This window comes from Pseudoxanthomonas sp. UTMC 1351, assembly GCF_040948865.1.
Taxonomy (GTDB): Bacteria; Pseudomonadota; Gammaproteobacteria; order Xanthomonadales; family Xanthomonadaceae; genus Pseudoxanthomonas_A.
Genome location: NZ_JAVGJT010000045.1, coordinates 1 through 16504, shown reverse-complemented (window position 1 = coordinate 16504; position 16504 = coordinate 1). Strand labels below are relative to the sequence as shown.

12 protein-coding genes, 1 tRNA gene and 1 pseudogene are annotated in these 16504 nt (G+C 61.7%); all 14 read right to left on the bottom strand.

Going from position 1 to position 16504, the window contains the following annotated elements:
- Positions 1–94, bottom strand: a 94-nt coding sequence (locus AB6O04_RS19910; protein ID WP_005434227.1) for a GTP-binding protein, incomplete at its 3' end; no start/stop codon positions are given.
- A 42-nt stretch (positions 95–136) separates the two neighbouring features.
- Positions 137–2227, bottom strand: coding sequence for an elongation factor G (gene fusA / locus AB6O04_RS19905; protein ID WP_368566150.1), 2091 nt, complete (start codon positions 2225–2227; stop codon positions 137–139).
- Between the two features lie 181 nt (positions 2228–2408).
- Entirely contained in the window at positions 2409–2876 is a 468-nt protein-coding gene (gene rpsG / locus AB6O04_RS19900) for a 30S ribosomal protein S7 (RefSeq protein ID WP_337343144.1), read from the bottom strand.
- A gap of 10 nt (positions 2877–2886) precedes the next feature.
- A complete protein-coding gene (gene rpsL, locus AB6O04_RS19895; protein ID WP_267793401.1) occupies positions 2887–3261 on the bottom strand; it encodes a 30S ribosomal protein S12 in 375 nt (124 codons plus the stop codon).
- A 231-nt stretch (positions 3262–3492) separates the two neighbouring features.
- Entirely contained in the window at positions 3493–7707 is a 4215-nt protein-coding gene (gene rpoC / locus AB6O04_RS19890; RefSeq protein ID WP_368566149.1) for a DNA-directed RNA polymerase subunit beta', read from the bottom strand.
- 133 nt (positions 7708–7840) lie between these two features.
- Entirely contained in the window at positions 7841–11992 is a 4152-nt protein-coding gene (rpoB, locus tag AB6O04_RS19885) for a DNA-directed RNA polymerase subunit beta (RefSeq protein WP_368566148.1), read from the bottom strand.
- Between the two features lie 343 nt (positions 11993–12335).
- Positions 12336–12707 carry a 50S ribosomal protein L7/L12 gene (rplL, locus tag AB6O04_RS19880; protein WP_368566147.1) on the bottom strand — a complete coding sequence of 124 codons (372 nt, stop codon included), beginning with the start codon at positions 12705–12707 and terminating at the stop codon, positions 12336–12338.
- Between the two features lie 60 nt (positions 12708–12767).
- On the bottom strand, positions 12768–13298 hold the full coding sequence (gene rplJ / locus AB6O04_RS19875) for a 50S ribosomal protein L10 (protein ID WP_368566146.1): 531 nt from the start codon (positions 13296–13298) through the stop codon (positions 12768–12770).
- A gap of 513 nt (positions 13299–13811) precedes the next feature.
- Entirely contained in the window at positions 13812–14510 is a 699-nt protein-coding gene (rplA, locus tag AB6O04_RS19870) for a 50S ribosomal protein L1 (protein ID WP_368566145.1), read from the bottom strand.
- A 4-nt stretch (positions 14511–14514) separates the two neighbouring features.
- Positions 14515–14943: a 50S ribosomal protein L11 gene (rplK, locus tag AB6O04_RS19865; RefSeq protein WP_337343150.1), complete on the bottom strand. Its 429-nt coding sequence runs from the start codon at positions 14941–14943 to the stop codon at positions 14515–14517.
- A 201-nt stretch (positions 14944–15144) separates the two neighbouring features.
- Positions 15145–15702 carry a transcription termination/antitermination protein NusG gene (nusG, locus tag AB6O04_RS19860; protein WP_368566143.1) on the bottom strand — a complete coding sequence of 186 codons (558 nt, stop codon included), beginning with the start codon at positions 15700–15702 and terminating at the stop codon, positions 15145–15147.
- A gap of 13 nt (positions 15703–15715) precedes the next feature.
- Positions 15716–16105 (bottom strand): preprotein translocase subunit SecE, encoded by a 390-nt coding sequence (gene secE / locus AB6O04_RS19855; RefSeq protein ID WP_368566141.1) that lies wholly within the window; start codon positions 16103–16105, stop codon positions 15716–15718.
- Positions 16106–16172: 67 nt separating this feature from the next.
- Positions 16173–16248: transfer RNA gene (locus AB6O04_RS19850), tRNA-Trp, on the bottom strand.
- 163 nt (positions 16249–16411) lie between these two features.
- A pseudogene (locus AB6O04_RS19845) lies at positions 16412–16504 on the bottom strand (elongation factor Tu); the annotation flags it as partial.

Genomic DNA, 16504 nt, shown 5'->3' with positions numbered 1-16504 from the left:
GCGCCGCCGTCAGCGTCGTCTTGCCGTGGTCCACGTGACCAATCGTGCCCACGTTCACGTGCGGCTTGGTGCGTTCGAATTTACCCTTTGCCATGAGTTGATCCTTCGTTATGTTCTGTACTTATGGAGTGGTCGATCAAGACTTCTTGATCACTGCTTCGGCGATATTCGCGGGTGCTTCTGCGTAATGGTCGAATTCCATCGAGAAGGTAGCGCGACCCTGCGACATCGAACGCAGCGTGGTGGCGTAGCCGAACATCTCGCCCAGCGGCACCATTGCGCTGATCACCTTGCCGGACGGGCTGTCTTCCTGACCCTGCAAGATGCCGCGACGACGACTCACGTCGCCCATCACGTCGCCCAGGTATTCCTCCGGGGTGACGATCTCGATCTTCATCATCGGCTCCAGCAGCACCGGACTGGCCTTACTGAAGGCTTCCTTGAAAGCCATTGAGCCGGCCACTTTGAACGCCATTTCGTTGGAGTCGACGTCGTGGAACGAACCATCGACCGCCTTGATGGCCACGTCCACTACCGGGAAGCCGGCGATTACGCCGTTCTTCAGGGCTTCTTCGATGCCCTTGCCCGCCGCGGTGACGTATTCCTTGGGAACCACGCCACCAACGATCGCGCTTTCATAGCTGAAACCCGCACCGCGTTCGGCCGGCGACATTTCGATGACGATGTGGCCGTACTGGCCGCGACCGCCCGACTGGCGCACGAACTTGCCTTCCTGCTTGACCGCCTTGCGGATGGTTTCGCGGTAGGCCACCTGCGGCTTGCCGACGTTGGCTTCCACGTTGAATTCGCGCTTCATGCGGTCAACGATGATTTCCAAGTGCAGCTCGCCCATGCCGGCGATGATGGTCTGGCCGGACTCTTCGTCGGTACGCACGCGGAACGAGGGATCTTCCTGCGCCAGACGGCCCAGGGCCATGCCCATCTTTTCCTGGTCGGATTTGGTCTTCGGCTCCACCGCCATCGAGATGACGGGTTCCGGGAACACCATGCGCTCCAACGTGATGATGTGGTCCTGCGCGCACAGGGTGTCGCCGGTGGTGACGTCCTTCAGACCCACCGCCGCGGCGATATCACCCGCGCGCACTTCCTTGATCTCTTCGCGATTGTTGGAGTGCATCTGCAGGATGCGGCCCACGCGCTCTTTCTTCGACTTGACCGGGTTGTACACCGCGTCGCCGGAGTTGAGCACGCCCGAATAGACACGGAAGAACGTCAGCGAACCGACGAACGGATCCGTCATGATCTTGAACGCCAAGGCCGAGAACGGCTCATTGTCGCCTGCCTTGCGGGTATCTTCCTTGTCGTTCTCGTCCAGGCCCTGTACCGGCGGACGATCAGTCGGCGACGGCAGCAACTGGATCACGCCGTCCAGCATGGCCTGCACGCCCTTGTTCTTGAACGCGGTGCCGCAGTAAACGGGGATCACTTCCACTTTCAGAGTGCGCTCGCGCAAGCCGGCGATGATTTCGACTTCCGACAGCTCGCCTTCGTTGAGGTACTTGTCCATCAACGTTTCGTTGGCTTCGGCCGCAGCCTCGACCATGAACGCGCGCGCTTCCGCCGCCTTGTCAGCCAGCTCAGCCGGGATCTCGCGATACTCGAACACAGTACCCTGCGAGGCGGTATCCCAATGGATCGCCTTCATCTTGAGCAGATCGATCACGCCTTCGAAACCATCTTCGGCACCGATCGGCACCTGCATCGGCACCGCGTAAGCGCCCAGGCGGCTCTTCAGCTGCTCAACGACCTTGTCGAAGTTGGCACCGGTACGGTCCATCTTGTTGACGAAGGCCAAGCGCGGTACGGAGTACTTGTTGGCTTGACGCCACACTGTTTCGGACTGCGGCTGCACGCCGCCCACGGCGCACAGCACGAACACCGCACCATCGAGCACGCGCAATGAGCGCTCCACTTCGATAGTGAAGTCAACGTGCCCGGGGGTGTCGATGATGTTGAAGCGATGCTGCGGCAGCGACTTGTCCATGCCGCTCCAGAACGCGGTGGTCGCGGCGGAGGTGATGGTGATGCCACGCTCCTGCTCCTGCTCCATCCAGTCCATCGTAGCGGCACCATCGTGCACTTCGCCGATCTTATGGCTGACGCCGGTATAGAACAGGATGCGCTCGGACGTAGTGGTCTTGCCGGCGTCGATGTGAGCCATGATGCCGAAGTTGCGGTAACGCTCGATAGGAGTGGTGCGAGCCACGACAGTCTCTCTTTTCAGTTTGGAAAGCTCCGCGCGGTTACGCACGGACTTGCGAAGGAATCGCGATTTTCACATGGCCGAATGCCGCCCTGCGGCGGCCTTCGGGTTCATCGTGCGGCGATTGTTGCCGCAGGGGCACCTAGATGGTGCCAAAGGCCCCTAAAAGCAAGGGGCCAGGCAATTACCAGCGATAATGCGCGAACGCTTTGTTCGCTTCCGCCATGCGGTGGGTTTCTTCACGCTTCTTGATGGCGCCGCCGCGGTTTTCCGAAGCGTCCAGCAATTCGGCCGCCAGCTTGCGCGGCATGGAATTCTCGCCACGCTTGCGCGCGGATTCGATCAACCAACGCATCGCCAATGCCAGGCGACGCGTGGTACGCACTTCGACTGGCACCTGATAGGTGGCACCGCCGACGCGGCGCGACTTCACTTCGACCGTCGGCGAGACGTTGTCCAACGCCTTTTCGACCAGTTCCAAAGCGTTGGGATTCTTTTCGCCGATAACATCCATGGCGCCGTACACGATCTTCTCGGCGACGGACTTCTTGCCGCTGAGCATGACCATGTTGATGAAACGGGCGATGGTCTGGCTGCCGTGCTTGGGATCCGGCAGGACTTCACGCTGGGGGGTTGAGCCTTTACGCGACATGTTCTATTCCTTAAGCCTTCGGACGCTTGGCGCCGTACTTGGAGCGACCCTGGCGACGCTTGGCGACGCCGGAGGCGTCCAGCGAGCCGCGGACAGTGTGGTAGCGCACGCCTGGCAGATCCTTGACGCGGCCGCCGCGCACCAGCACCACGGAGTGCTCCTGCAGGTTGTGGCCTTCACCGCCGATGTAGCTGATGATCTCTTCCTGGTTGGTCAAGCGCACCTTGGCCACTTTACGCAGCGCCGAGTTCGGCTTCTTAGGCGTAGTGGTGTAGACGCGCGTGCAGACGCCACGGCGCTGCGGACACTTGTCCAACGCCGGGGACTGACTCTTGTAAGTAGGTGCCTGCCGCGGCTTGCGGACCAGCTGATTGACGGTTGCCATAGTGGATTCTTTGGTGAAGGCCGAGGCCTTGTTGCGTGAAAACGAAGGCAGGCCGAAACCGGCCCGCCAAGACGGAGAAGTATAGCTGGCATCCAGGATCACCGTCAATGTGACGGCGCCCGGAGCCAGTTATCGATTGCGATCCCGCCCTTCCTGGGCCGAAAACGAGGCGCTCCTTGCGCCTCATTTCGTGGTCTGGGGCGGCCTTGCGGGCCGCCGGTCTTGCATGGTTTAGCTGGCGCCGGACTCCTCGCCTGCCGGTTCGGCCACCGGTGCTTCGGGGCCACTGCCGGCCAACGCGTCGACTTCCGCTTCGGTCAATCCCGAAGCGTTGCGGCGACGCTGGTTGTGGTACGCCAAGCCGGTACCGGCCGGGATCAGACGGCCCACGATGACGTTCTCCTTCAGGCCGCGCAGGTTGTCCTTGGTGCCGCGGACGGCTGCCTCGGTCAACACGCGAGTGGTTTCCTGGAAGGACGCGGCCGAGATGAACGACTCGGTCGCCAACGAGGCCTTGGTGATACCCAGCAACACCGGGTCGTACTTGGCCGGCAGTTCGTTGCGCGCCAGCACCTTGGCGTTCTCTTCGATGACGCGCTGCTTTTCAGCCTGCTCGCCTGCCAGGAACTTGGTGTTGCCCGGATCAGTGATCTCGACCTTGCGCAGCATCTGGCGAGTGATTACCTCGATGTGCTTGTCGTTGATCTTCACGCCCTGCAGGCGGTAAACGTCCTGGATTTCCTTGACCAAGTAGGCCGCCAACGGCTCCACGCCCAGCAGGCGCAGAATGTCCTGCGGCGACGGCTCGCCGTCCACCACGGTTTCGCCCTTGGCCACGTGCTCACCTTCGAACACGATGATCTGGCGGAACTTGGGAATCAGCTCCTCGTGCTCGCTGCCATCGGTGTCCTTGATGATCAGGCGCTGCTTGCCCTTGGTGTCCTTGCCGAAGCTGATGATGCCCGAGCGCTCGGCCAGGATCGCCGGATCCTTCGGCTTGCGGGCTTCGAACAAGTCGGCGACGCGCGGCAGACCACCGGTGATGTCGCGGGTCTTGGAGGCTTCCTGCGGCACCTTGGTGACCACGTCGCCCACGCCGACGGGCGCGCCGTCTTGCAGGTTGACGATGGAGCGCGGCGGCAGCAGATACTGCGCCGGCAGATCGGTGCCCGGAATGTTGAGGTCCTTGCCGTTCTTATCCACGATGCGAACGATCGGACGCAGGTCCTTGCCCTGCGAACCGCGGCGCTTGGGATCGGTGATCTCGCGCGACGCCAGGCCGGTCAGTTCGTCCGTCTTCTCCATGACAGTGATGCCGTCCACGAAGTCGACGAAGCGCACGAAACCGGCCACTTCCGACACGATCGGGTGGTTATGCGGGTCCCAGTTGGCCACGGTCTGGCCGGCGGTGATCTGGTCGCCGTCCTTGACGTTGATCGTGGCGCCATAAGGCAGCTTGTAGCGCTCGCGCTCGCGACCATGGCCGTCCAGCACCGACAGTTCGCCCGAACGCGACACCGCGACCAGATGGCCGTTGGCATGCTCGACGAACTTCAGGTTGTTGAACTTGATGGAGCCGGTGGTCTTGACGGTGATGTTGTCGACCGCCGCCGCACGCGAAGCTGCGCCACCGATGTGGAACGTACGCATGGTCAGCTGGGTGCCCGGCTCGCCGATCGACTGCGCGGCGATGACGCCGACCGCTTCGCCGATGTTGACGATATGTCCACGGGCCAAATCGCGGCCGTAGCAGTAGGAGCACACACCGAAGTCGGAACGGCAGGTGATGGTGGAACGCACCTTCAGCGCCTGGACTCCGGCGTCCTCCAGCTTCTGTACCCATGCTTCGTCCAACACCGTGTTGCGAGTGACGATCGGATCTTCGTCGTTACCCGGCAGGAACACGTCCTCGGCCACGATCCGGCCCAGCACGCGCTCGCGCAACGGCTCGACCACATCGCCGCCTTCAACGATCGGCGTCATGGTCAGACCTTCGCTGGTGCCGCAATCGACCTCGGTGATCACGACGTCCTGCGCCACGTCGACCAAGCGACGGGTCAGGTAACCGGAGTTCGCCGTCTTCAACGCGGTATCGGCCAGACCCTTACGGGCACCGTGGGTGGAGTTGAAGTACTCCTGCACGTTGAGGCCTTCACGGAAGTTGGCCTTGATGGGCGTCTCGATGATCGAGCCGTCCGGGCGGGCCATCAGGCCGCGCATACCCGCCAACTGGCGGATCTGAGCCTGCGAACCACGGGCGCCGGAGTCGGCCATGATGTACAGCGAGTTCATCGACTTCTGATCGATGGTTTCGCCTGCGGCGTTCTGCACCTTGTCGGTACCGATGGTTTCCATCATCGCCTTGGCGATGCGCTCGTTGGTGCGCGACCAGATGTCGACCACTTTGTTGTAGCGCTCGCCAGCGGTGACCAGGCCGGACTGGTACTGCTCCTGGATTTCCAGCACTTCCTGCTCGGCTTCGCCCAGGATGCCCTTCTTTTCATTGGGGATCAGCATGTCGTCGATACCGATCGACACGCCCGCGCGGGTGGCGTAGGCGAAGCCGGTGTACATCAGCTTGTCGGCGAACACCACAGTGTCCTTCAGACCCAGCATGCGGTAGCTGGAGTTGATCAGGCGGCTGATGGCCTTCTTGTTCAACTCGGTGTTTGCCAGCGCGAACGGCAGGCCTTCCGGCAGGATTTCCGCCAACAGCGCACGGCCGATGGTGGTCTCCACGATGCTGGTCTGCTTGCGCTTGCTGCCATCTTCGTCGGTCACGGTTTCGGTGATGCGCACCTTGACCTTGGCGTGCAGCTCGACCGCGCGGTTGTCATAGGCGCGCTTGACTTCGGCGACGTTGGCGAACGCCATGCCTTCGCCCTTCTTGTTCACCAGGGCGCGGGTCATGTAGTACAGGCCCAGCACCACGTCCTGCGACGGCACGATGATCGGCTCGCCGTTGGCCGGCGACAGGATGTTGTTGGAGGACATCATCAGGGCGCGCGCTTCCAGCTGAGCTTCCAGCGAGAGCGGCACGTGCACGGCCATCTGGTCACCGTCGAAGTCGGCGTTGAACGCGGTACAGACCAGCGGATGCAGCTGAATGGCCTTACCTTCGATCAGCACCGGCTCGAACGCCTGGATACCCAGGCGGTGCAGGGTCGGCGCACGGTTCAGCAGTACCGGGTGCTCGCGGATGACCTCTTCCAGGATGTCCCAGACTTCGGCTTCTTCGCGTTCGACCAGCTTCTTGGCGGCCTTGATGGTGGTGGCCAAGCCACGGCGCTGCAGCTTGGCGAACACGAACGGCTTGAACAGCTCCAGCGCCATCTTCTTCGGTAGGCCGCATTCGTGCAGGCGCAGGGTCGGACCGACCACGATGACCGAACGGCCGGAGTAGTCAACGCGCTTGCCCAGCAGGTTCTGGCGGAAGCGGCCCTGCTTGCCCTTGATCATGTCGGCCAGCGACTTCAGCGGACGCTTGTTGGTGCCGGTGATGGCACGGCCGCGACGGCCGTTGTCCATCAGGGCATCCACCGATTCCTGCAGCATGCGCTTTTCGTTGCGCACGATGATGTCCGGAGCATTGAGCTCCAGCAGGCGGCGCAAGCGGTTGTTGCGGTTGATGACGCGGCGGTACAGATCGTTCAGATCGGAAGTCGCGAAGCGGCCGCCATCCAGCGGCACCAGCGGACGCAGATCCGGCGGCAGCACCGGCAGCACGGTCATGACCATCCACTCCGGACGATTGCCGGATTCCAGGAAGGCTTCGACCAGCTTGATGCGCTTGGTCAGGCGCTTGAGCTTGGTTTCAGAATTGGTGCTGGCGATCTCTTCGCGCAGGTGCACCATTTCGGCCTGCAGGTCGATGGTGCGCAGCAGGTCATAGACCGCCTCGGCGCCCATGGCCGCGTCGAAGTCATCGCCATGTTCCTGACGCGCCTGCATGTACTGTTCTTCAGTCAGCAACTGGCGACGCTCAAGCGCGGTCAGGCCCGGCTCGGTCACGACGTAGGCTTCGAAGTACAGCACGCGCTCGATGTCGCGCAGGGTCATATCCAGCATCAGGCCGATGCGCGAAGGCAGCGACTTCAAGAACCAGATGTGGGCGACGGGCGAAGCCAGGTCGATATGGCCCATGCGCTCGCGACGCACCTTGGCCAGGGTGACTTCGGTACCGCACTTTTCGCAGACCACGCCACGGTGCTTCATGCGCTTGTACTTGCCGCATAGGCACTCGTAGTCCTTGATCGGTCCGAAGATGGCGGCACAGAACAGGCCGTCACGCTCGGGCTTGAAGGTACGGTAATTGATGGTTTCCGGCTTCTTCACTTCGCCGAAGGACCACGAACGGATCAGGTCGGGCGAGGCCAATGCGATCTTGATCGCATCGAAGTCCAGCGTAGGACGCTGCTGGTTGAAGAGGTTGAGCAGATCTTTCATTTGTATTCTCCAATCGGAGGAAATTTGTCGAGGCTAGGGAGCAAGAGCGGGTATCGAAAGCGGGAACGGGGAACGGGGAATGAAGGCATCCAGCACTCTGTCATTCCCTGTTCCCTGATCCCTGTTCCCCGCCTCAGTCTTCTTCCAGTTCCATGTTGATGGCCAGGGAGCGGATTTCCTTCACCAACACGTTGAAGGATTCCGGCATGCCCGCGACCATCTCGTGTTCGCCGTCGACAATGTTCTTGTACATCTGGTTGCGGCCCTGCACGTCGTCCGACTTGACGGTCAGCATTTCCTGCAGGGTGTGCGCGGCGCCGTAAGCTTCCAACGCCCAGACTTCCATTTCGCCGAAGCGCTGGCCACCGAACTGCGCCTTGCCGCCCAGCGGCTGCTGGGTGACGAGCGAGTACGGACCGGTCGAACGCGCGTGCATCTTGTCGTCCACCAAGTGGTTCAACTTCAGCATGTGCATGTAGCCGACCGTGGTCTGGCGATCGAACGCCTCGCCGGTACGGCCGTCGTACAACTGGGTCTGACCGCTGATCGGCAGGTCGGCGAGCTCGAGCATGTGCTTGATCTCCGACTCGGCTGCGCCGTCGAACACCGGGGTGGCCATCGGCACGCCGTCGGTCAGGTTCTGCGCCAGCGCGATCAACTCATCGTCGCTGAACTGTCCCAGGTCGACGCGTTCTTCACCCAGCTTCAGATCGTGGTTGTAGATCTGGTGCAGGAACTTGCGCAGATCGGCGACCTTGGCCTGAGCCTCGAGCATGTTCTGGATCTTGCGACCCAGGCCCTTGGCGGCCCAGCCCAGATGGACTTCCAGCACCTGGCCGATGTTCATACGCGACGGCACGCCCAGCGGATTCAGGACGATGTCGACGGTTTCGCCATTGGCCATGTACGGCATGTCTTCGACCGGCACGATGGTGGACACCACGCCCTTGTTGCCGTGGCGACCGGCCATCTTGTCGCCCGGTTGGATGCGACGCTTCACGGCCAGGTAGACCTTGACCATCTTCAGCACGCCCGGTGCGAGGTCGTCGCCGGCGGTGATCTTGCCGCGCTTGTCCTGGAAGCGACGTTCGAATTCCTTCTCGTGCGCCTGGATCTGCTTCTGTGCGCGCTCGATGGCGTCGGAGGCGTCGTCGTCCTTCATGCGAATGGCGAACCAGTCGGACTTCTTCAGACCATCCAGGTAGGCGTCGTTGATCACGTCGCCCTTCTTCAGGTTCGGACCACCGTTGGCCACCTTGCCCTGCAGCTGCGAACGCAGACGGGCATAGATGGCGCCTTCCAGGATGCGGAACTGGTCGTCGAAGTCCTTCTTGACGCGCTTGATCTCGTTTTCTTCGATCTGGCGCGCACGCTTGTCCTTCTCGATGCCGTCGCGGGTGAAGACCTGCACGTCGATGACGGTGCCGTCCATGCCCGGCGGCACGCGCAGCGAGCTGTCCTTAACGTCGGACGCCTTCTCGCCGAAGATCGCACGCAGCAACTTCTCTTCCGGGGTCAGCTGGCTTTCGCCCTTCGGCGTGACCTTGCCCACCATGATGTCACCGGCGCGCACTTCCGCACCGATGTACACCACACCGGATTCGTCCAGGCGGTTCAATGCCTGCTCGGACACGTTGGGGATGTCGGCGGAAATTTCCTCCGGTCCCAGCTTGGTATCGCGCGCAACGCAGGTCAGCTCTTCGATGTGGATCGTCGTATAGCGATCTTCTTCCACCACACGCTCGGAGAGCAGGATGGAGTCTTCGAAGTTGTAGCCGTTCCACGGCATGAACGCGATCAGCATGTTCTGGCCCAGGGCCAGTTCACCGATATCGGTGGACGGACCATCGGCCAGCACGTCGCCGCGAGCGACCACGTCGCCCACGTTGACCAGCGGGGTCTGATTGATACAGGTGTTCTGGTTGGAACGCGTGTACTTGATCAGCGAGTAGATATCCACGCCGGCATCGTGCTCGCCGGAGATCTCTTCTTCGTTGACCTTGACCACGATGCGGCCGGCGTCGATCTGTTCGATCAAACCACCACGGCGTGCGTTCACGGTCACACCGGAGTCACGCGCCACGGCGCGTTCGATACCGGTACCCACCAGCGGCTTTTGCGCACGCAGCGTCGGCACGGCCTGGCGTTGCATGTTGGCGCCCATCAATGCGCGGTTGGCGTCATCGTGCTCCAGGAACGGTACCAACGCGGCCGCGATGGACACGGTCTGCATTGGCGAGACGTCCATGTAGTCCACTTCGGCCGGCGGCTTCAGCAGCGATTCGCCCTGTTGACGGCACGGCACGAACTGCTCGGTCAGCTTGCCCTTGGCATCATGCAGAGCATTGGCCTGGGCGATGACGAACTCGTTCTCCTCGATCGCCGACAGGTATTCGATTTCGTCGCTTACGACGCCGTCGTAGACCTTGCGGTACGGGGTTTCCAGGAAGCCATAGCCATTGGTGCGCGCGTACACGGCCAGCGAGTTGATTAGGCCGATGTTCGGGCCTTCCGGCGTCTCGATGGTGCAGACGCGGCCGTAATGGGTCGGGTGCACGTCGCGCACTTCGAAGCCGGCGCGTTCGCGGGTCAGGCCGCCCGGGCCCAACGCCGAGACGCGACGCTTGTGCGTCACTTCCGACAGCGGATTGTTCTGATCCATGAACTGCGACAGCTGGCTGGATCCGAAGAACTCCTTGATTGCCGCGGCGACAGGCTTGGCGTTGATCAGCTCCTGCGGAGTCAGACCTTCGCTTTCGGCCATCGACAGGCGCTCCTTCACAGCACGCTCAACGCGCACCAGGCCAACGCGGAACACGTTCTCGGCCATTTCGCCGACCGAACGCACGCGACGGTTGCCCAGGTGATCGATGTCGTCCACGGTGCCACGGCCGTTGCGAATCTCGGTCAGTACCTTGATGACTTCCAGGATGTCCGAGGTGTCGGCCAGCTCGGCGACCATGCGCTTGGCTTCTTCGTCGTTGCGCGCGCCGAAATACTTCTTGTCGTACAGCACCGGCTCGCCGGTGACTTCCTTGCGGCCCACGCGACGGTTGAACTTCATGCGGCCGACATTGGACAGGTCGTAGCGCTCGAAGGTGAAGAACAGGTTGTGGAACAGGTTCTGCGCGGCATCCTTGGTCGGCGGCTCGCCCGGACGCATCATGCGGTAGATTTCGACCAGCGCTTCCAACTGGGTCTTGGTCGGGTCGATGCGCAGGGTATTGGACAAGTACGGACCACGATCAAGATCGTTGACCCACAGCGTGCCCACGGCGTCCACGCCGGCCTTGCGGAACTTGGCCAGCTGTTCGTCGGTGATTTCGTCGTTAGCCGTAGCCAGCAGTTCACCCGTGTTGCCGTCGATTACGTCGTGCGACAGGATGCGGCCCACCAGGTATTCGTCCGGCACGGCGAGTGCGGCGATACCTGACTGCTCCAGCTGCTTCACATGGCGCGCAGTGATGCGCTTGCCCGCTTCGACAATGACCTTGTCGCCATCGGCCAGGTCGAAGTTGAGGGTTTCACCGCGCAGACGCTCGGCGACCAACTCCAGCTGCACGCCTTCGGGCAGGATGTGGAAGGTGTTGATGTCGAAGAACTCGTTCAACATCTCTTCGTTGCTGTAGCCCAGGGCACGCAGCAGGATGGTCACCGGCAGCTTGCGGCGACGGTCGATGCGCGTGAACAGGGCGTCCTTCGGGTCGAACTCGAAGTCCAGCCAGGAACCGCGGTAAGGAATGATGCGGGCGCTGTACAGCAGCTTGCCCGAGCTGTGCGTCTTGCCGCGGTCGTGGTCAAAGAACACGCCCGGCGAACGGTGCAGCTGGGAAACGATGACGCGCTCGGTGCCATTGACGATGAAGGTGCCGTTCTCGGTCATCAGCGGGATTTCGCCCAGATAGACCTCTTGCTCCTTCACGTACTTGATGGCCTTGGTGGACGACTCGCGGTCGTAGATCACCAGGCGCACGGTGACGCGCAGCGGAGCACCGTAGCTGAGGCCGCGGTTCCGGCATTCGCGCTCGTCGAATACTGGCTCGCCCAGCTTGTAGCCGACGTATTCCAGCGCGGCGTTGCCGCTGTAGCTGGAGATAGGGAACACGGACTTCAGCGCGGCATGCAGACCATGGTCGGCGCGCTTGGAAGGTTCGATGTTCTCCTGCAGGAACTCGCGGTACGAGTCGACCTGGATGGCCAGCAGGAACGGGACCTCAAGGATCTGGCGCTGCTTGCCGAAATCCTTACGGATGCGCTTTTTTTCGGTGAACGAATATGTCGTCATATTGACTAATCGCCTTTGGCATCTGGGACCGCTCTCGCGGCCCTGGGGGAACAATAAATCGTCAGTTGAAAGTCGCTGGTATTGCCGGCACCAGCACGCCTTCTCCCGCTACTTGCAACTGACAACTCGTCTTTTTGTAACCAGGTGAATCGCAAAGCCGCGCTTCGCGCTGTGAAGAGTGAATAGGAACAACGGCTCCGCTTTACGCTTTACAGGTGGTTTGCAGCCAGCTTCGCAGCCTCGGAACGAGGCGACTTCACCGCGTTTCAACAACGACCGAAGGCCAGGGGCTTTCGCCCCCGGCCTCGGTGTGTCGCCAATGTCGGCCGGCGACGGATATTGCTTACTTCACTTCGACAGACGCACCGGCAGCTTCGAGGTCCTTCTTGAACTTCTCGGAGTCTTCCTTCGAGACGGCTTCCTTGACGACCTGCGGGGCACCTTCAACCAGGTCCTTGGCTTCTTTCAGGCCCAGGCCGGTGATGGCGCGAACGGCCTTGATGACTTCAACCTTCTTCTCGCCAGCGGCCTTCAGCACGACGGTGAATTCGGTCTGCTCTTCAACCGGGGCGGCGGCGGCGGCCGGACCAGCGGCAGCCACCGGGGCAGCGGCGGAAACGCCGAACTTTTCTTCGATGGCCTTGACCAGCTCCATCACTTCCATCAGGGTCTTGCCGGCAACGGCGTCGACGATCTGTTCGTTGGTAAGGGACATTGTGATTACCTTTGAAAATTTTCTGGGATTGGGTTCAGTGAACCGTTCGGATATCGAGACTTAGGCGACTTCGGCCGGGGCTTCGGCGGCGACTTCCTCGCCTCCACCCTGCTTGTCGGCCACAGCCTTGACCGCGCGGGCGAACATGGTTGCCGGTTCTGCCAAGACGCGGGCCAACATGGCCAGTGCTTGGTCGCGGGTCGGCAGCGAAGCCAACACATCGACATGGCTGGCCGGATACAGCTGACCACCCACCGAGACGACTTTCGCCTGCAGCTTGTCGTTACCCTTGGCGAATTCCTTGATCAGACGACCGGCAGCGCCGGGTTCTTCCGTCGAAAACGCATACAGCAGCGGACCGACCAACGCGTCCTGGACGCATTCGTATTCGGTACCGGCCACGGCACGCGATGCCAGTGTGTTCTTGACGACTCGCAAGTACACACCGGTTTCACGCGCCTTCTTACGCATCGCGGTCAGCTGAGCGACCGTGATGCCGGCGTATTCGGCGGCAATCAAGGAGTGGGCCTTGGCGGCAACGTCTGCCAGCTCGGCGACAACTTCTTGCTTCTGGGACAGATTTAGAGCCATACACTCCTCCAAATGAACTCCGCTCACGGCTCCTGCCGCTTACGGTCCTGGGCGGTGCCCATCCTGGGCTCCGGGGACGCCGGATGGCATCCCGGTGGTGGCCTTTCTGACTGGCTGCCCCAGATGGGTCGAACCAGAAAAACTTCAGAAGGCGGCACCATCTACGCCGGCTCGCCCCTTGCGGGACTGGATTAAGCGATCTCGCTTTTATCGGCGGCGATTCCCTGCCAATGCGAGCTTCCATGCCCGTCGCCGATATGCGCTGACCGCGCCTGCGGTCTTTGACGGCTATCGCATCGGGCCGAAGCCTTTTGCGATTGCCCTCAAATTCTTGCTAGCGGTGGTCGCAAGACCGCCACCTTTTAAACGTCATCCCGGCGGCTTTCAACAGCCGAATGGCTGGTCAGGCCGGGAACCAGCGACTTCAAGCACTACTGCAAAAGGCGCTGGACCCCCGCCTGCGCGGGGGTGACGAATCGGCAAAGCCGCGCGCCTAGCGCGCGGGCCGATTTGTCACTTCAGATTCAGCGACGACTGGTCTACCGCGACGCCAGGACCCATGGTCGAACTGACCGAGATCTTCTGCAGGTACTGACCCTTGGCGGTGGAAGGCTTGGCCTTCACCAGGTCGGCCAGCAGGGCCTGCAAGTTGTTCTTCAACGCTTCGTCATCGAAGCTGGCCTTACCGATGGTGCAGTGGATGATGCCGGCCTTGTCGGTGCGGTAGCGCACCTGACCAGACTTGGCGTTCTTCACGGCTTCGGCAGGATTGGCGGAGACGGTGCCGACCTTCGGGTTCGGCATCAGGCCGCGCGGGCCCAGCACCGTACCCAGCTTACCGACCACGCGCATCGCGTCCGGCGTGGCGATGACCACGTCGTAGTTGATGTCGCCAGCCAGCATCTTTTCGGCCAGGTCGTCCATGCCGACGGCTTCAGCGCCTGCAGCAGCGGCTTCATCAGCCTTGGCGCCAGCTGGGGCAAACACCGCCACGCGGACCGACTTGCCGGTACCGGCGGGCAACACGGTGGAACCGCGCACCTGCTGGTCGGACTTCTTGGCATCCACGCCCAAGCGCACGGCGACATCGACGGACTCGACGAACTTCGCTTTCTGGGTGCTCTTGACGATCTTCAGCGCTTCTTCGATCGAATACGCCTTGCCTGGGGTTACTGCAGCCAAAATGGCTTTCTGTCGTTTTGTCTGTGCCATGGTATTAACCCTCCACCGTCAGGCCCATGCTGCGGGCAGATCCCGCGATCGTGCGCACCGCAGCGTCCAGATCGGCCGCCGTCAGATCGGGCTCTTTCGCCTTGGCGATGTCCTCGAGCTGCTTGCGGGTGACCTTGCCCACCTTTTCGGTGTTCGGGCGCTTGGAGCCGGACTGGATACCCACCGCCTTCTTCAACAAGATGGTCGCCGGAGGCGTCTTGGTGATGAAGGTGAAGGTACGGTCCGAATAAGCGGTAATGACGACAGGAATCGGCAGACCCGGTTCCAGTTTCTGTGTGGCGGCATTGAACGCCTTGCAGAACTCCATGATGTTCAGGCCACGCTGACCCAGCGCAGGACCGACTGGCGGCGAGGGGTTGGCCTGACCGGCCTTCACCTGCAGCTTGATGTAACCGACAACTTTCTTTGCCATTTGAGTACTCTCCGGGTGCTAGCGCCTGAACATCAGGCTCCCCATCGGACCGGGAAAATCACGCGTCCCGGCATCGCGTTTTCTGAACGCGCCAATGGCCACCCGAAGGCGGCCATGGTCCCTGCCCGGCATCGCCGTAGGGAGCCGCGCAGTATAACAGTGTTTTACAGGCTCGGCTGAATAGCCGTTACCGCCGAGGGATCAAGCCTTCTCGACCTGCCCGAATTCCAGCTCCACTGGAGTGGATCGACCGAAGATGAGCACGGCCACACGCAGGCGACTTTTCTCGTAGTTGACCTCTTCGACTACACCATTGAAGTCGTTGAACGGACCATCGACAACGCGAACCATCTCACCCGGCTCGAACAACACCTTGGGCTTGGGCTTCTCGACACCTTCCTGCACGCGGTTGAGGATGGCGGCTGCCTCCTCGTCGCGGATCGGCAGCGGGCGGTCGGCAGTGCCGCCGATAAAGCCCAGCACCTTGGACGTGTCTTTCACCAAGTGCCAGCTCTCGTTGTCCATGCGCGGAATGCCCGCTTCGTCATGGGTTTCGATCTGCACCAGCACGTAGCCGGGGAAGAACTTGCGCTCGGAACGGCGCTTCTGGCCGGAGCGCATCTCCACCACTTCCTCGGTCGGAACAAGCACGTCGCCGAAGCGATCTTCCATGCCGTCACGGACGATGCGATCGCGCAGGGCCTGCGCCACCGATTTTTCAAAGCCCGAATAGGCGTGAACGACATACCAACGCTTCACTGCGACATTCTCCTCAGCGGCCAAAGTTCAGGAACCACTCGATCAACGCCTGGATGGCGAAATCGAAGCCGGCCAACAACAGACTCAGCAGGATCACTACGACGACGACGACCCAAGTGGTGCGCATGGCTTCTTCGCGCGTAGGCCATACGACCTTGCGCATCTCGAAACGCGACTCGGCCAGGAATTCCCTGGTATCGCGCCCCTTCGATGTGGTCAAAAATACGACCGCGCCCAATACCAGCCCGGCTGCGACTGCGAGCGAACGCAGCGGCGTAGCCCATTGGCCGTTAAACCACCACCACGCCACCAGACCGGTCGCTACTAGCGCCAACGCCAGAACATACTTGGCGATGTCACCCGCGGAAGTGCCGGCTTTGGATTGTTCGACCTTGCTGTTCAAGTCACCGTCGCTCTTTGGTTCTTTAAGTCCGACCTTGAAGCCGGACTTCTGCGGAAATGCCCGCAAATGGCACGCCAGGAGGGACTCGAACCCCCAACCTGCGGTTTTGGAGACCGCTGCTCTGCCAATTGAGCTACTGGCGTATAGGCTTGGTACTCCGCCGCCCTTTGGGGCTCCTTAGACGGCGAAGGCGGACCGAGGTTCCGGCCCGCCATTTCGTGCTTTATCAGACCGCTGGATCCCCGCCTACGCGGGGATGACGATTTGACAAAGCCCTGCGCGCGGCAGCGCGCAGGGGTCAAATCGTCACTTGATGATCTTGGCTACCACGCCGGCGCCGACGGTACGGCCGCCTTCGCGGATCGCGAAACGCAGACCTTCGTCCATCGCCACCGGGTT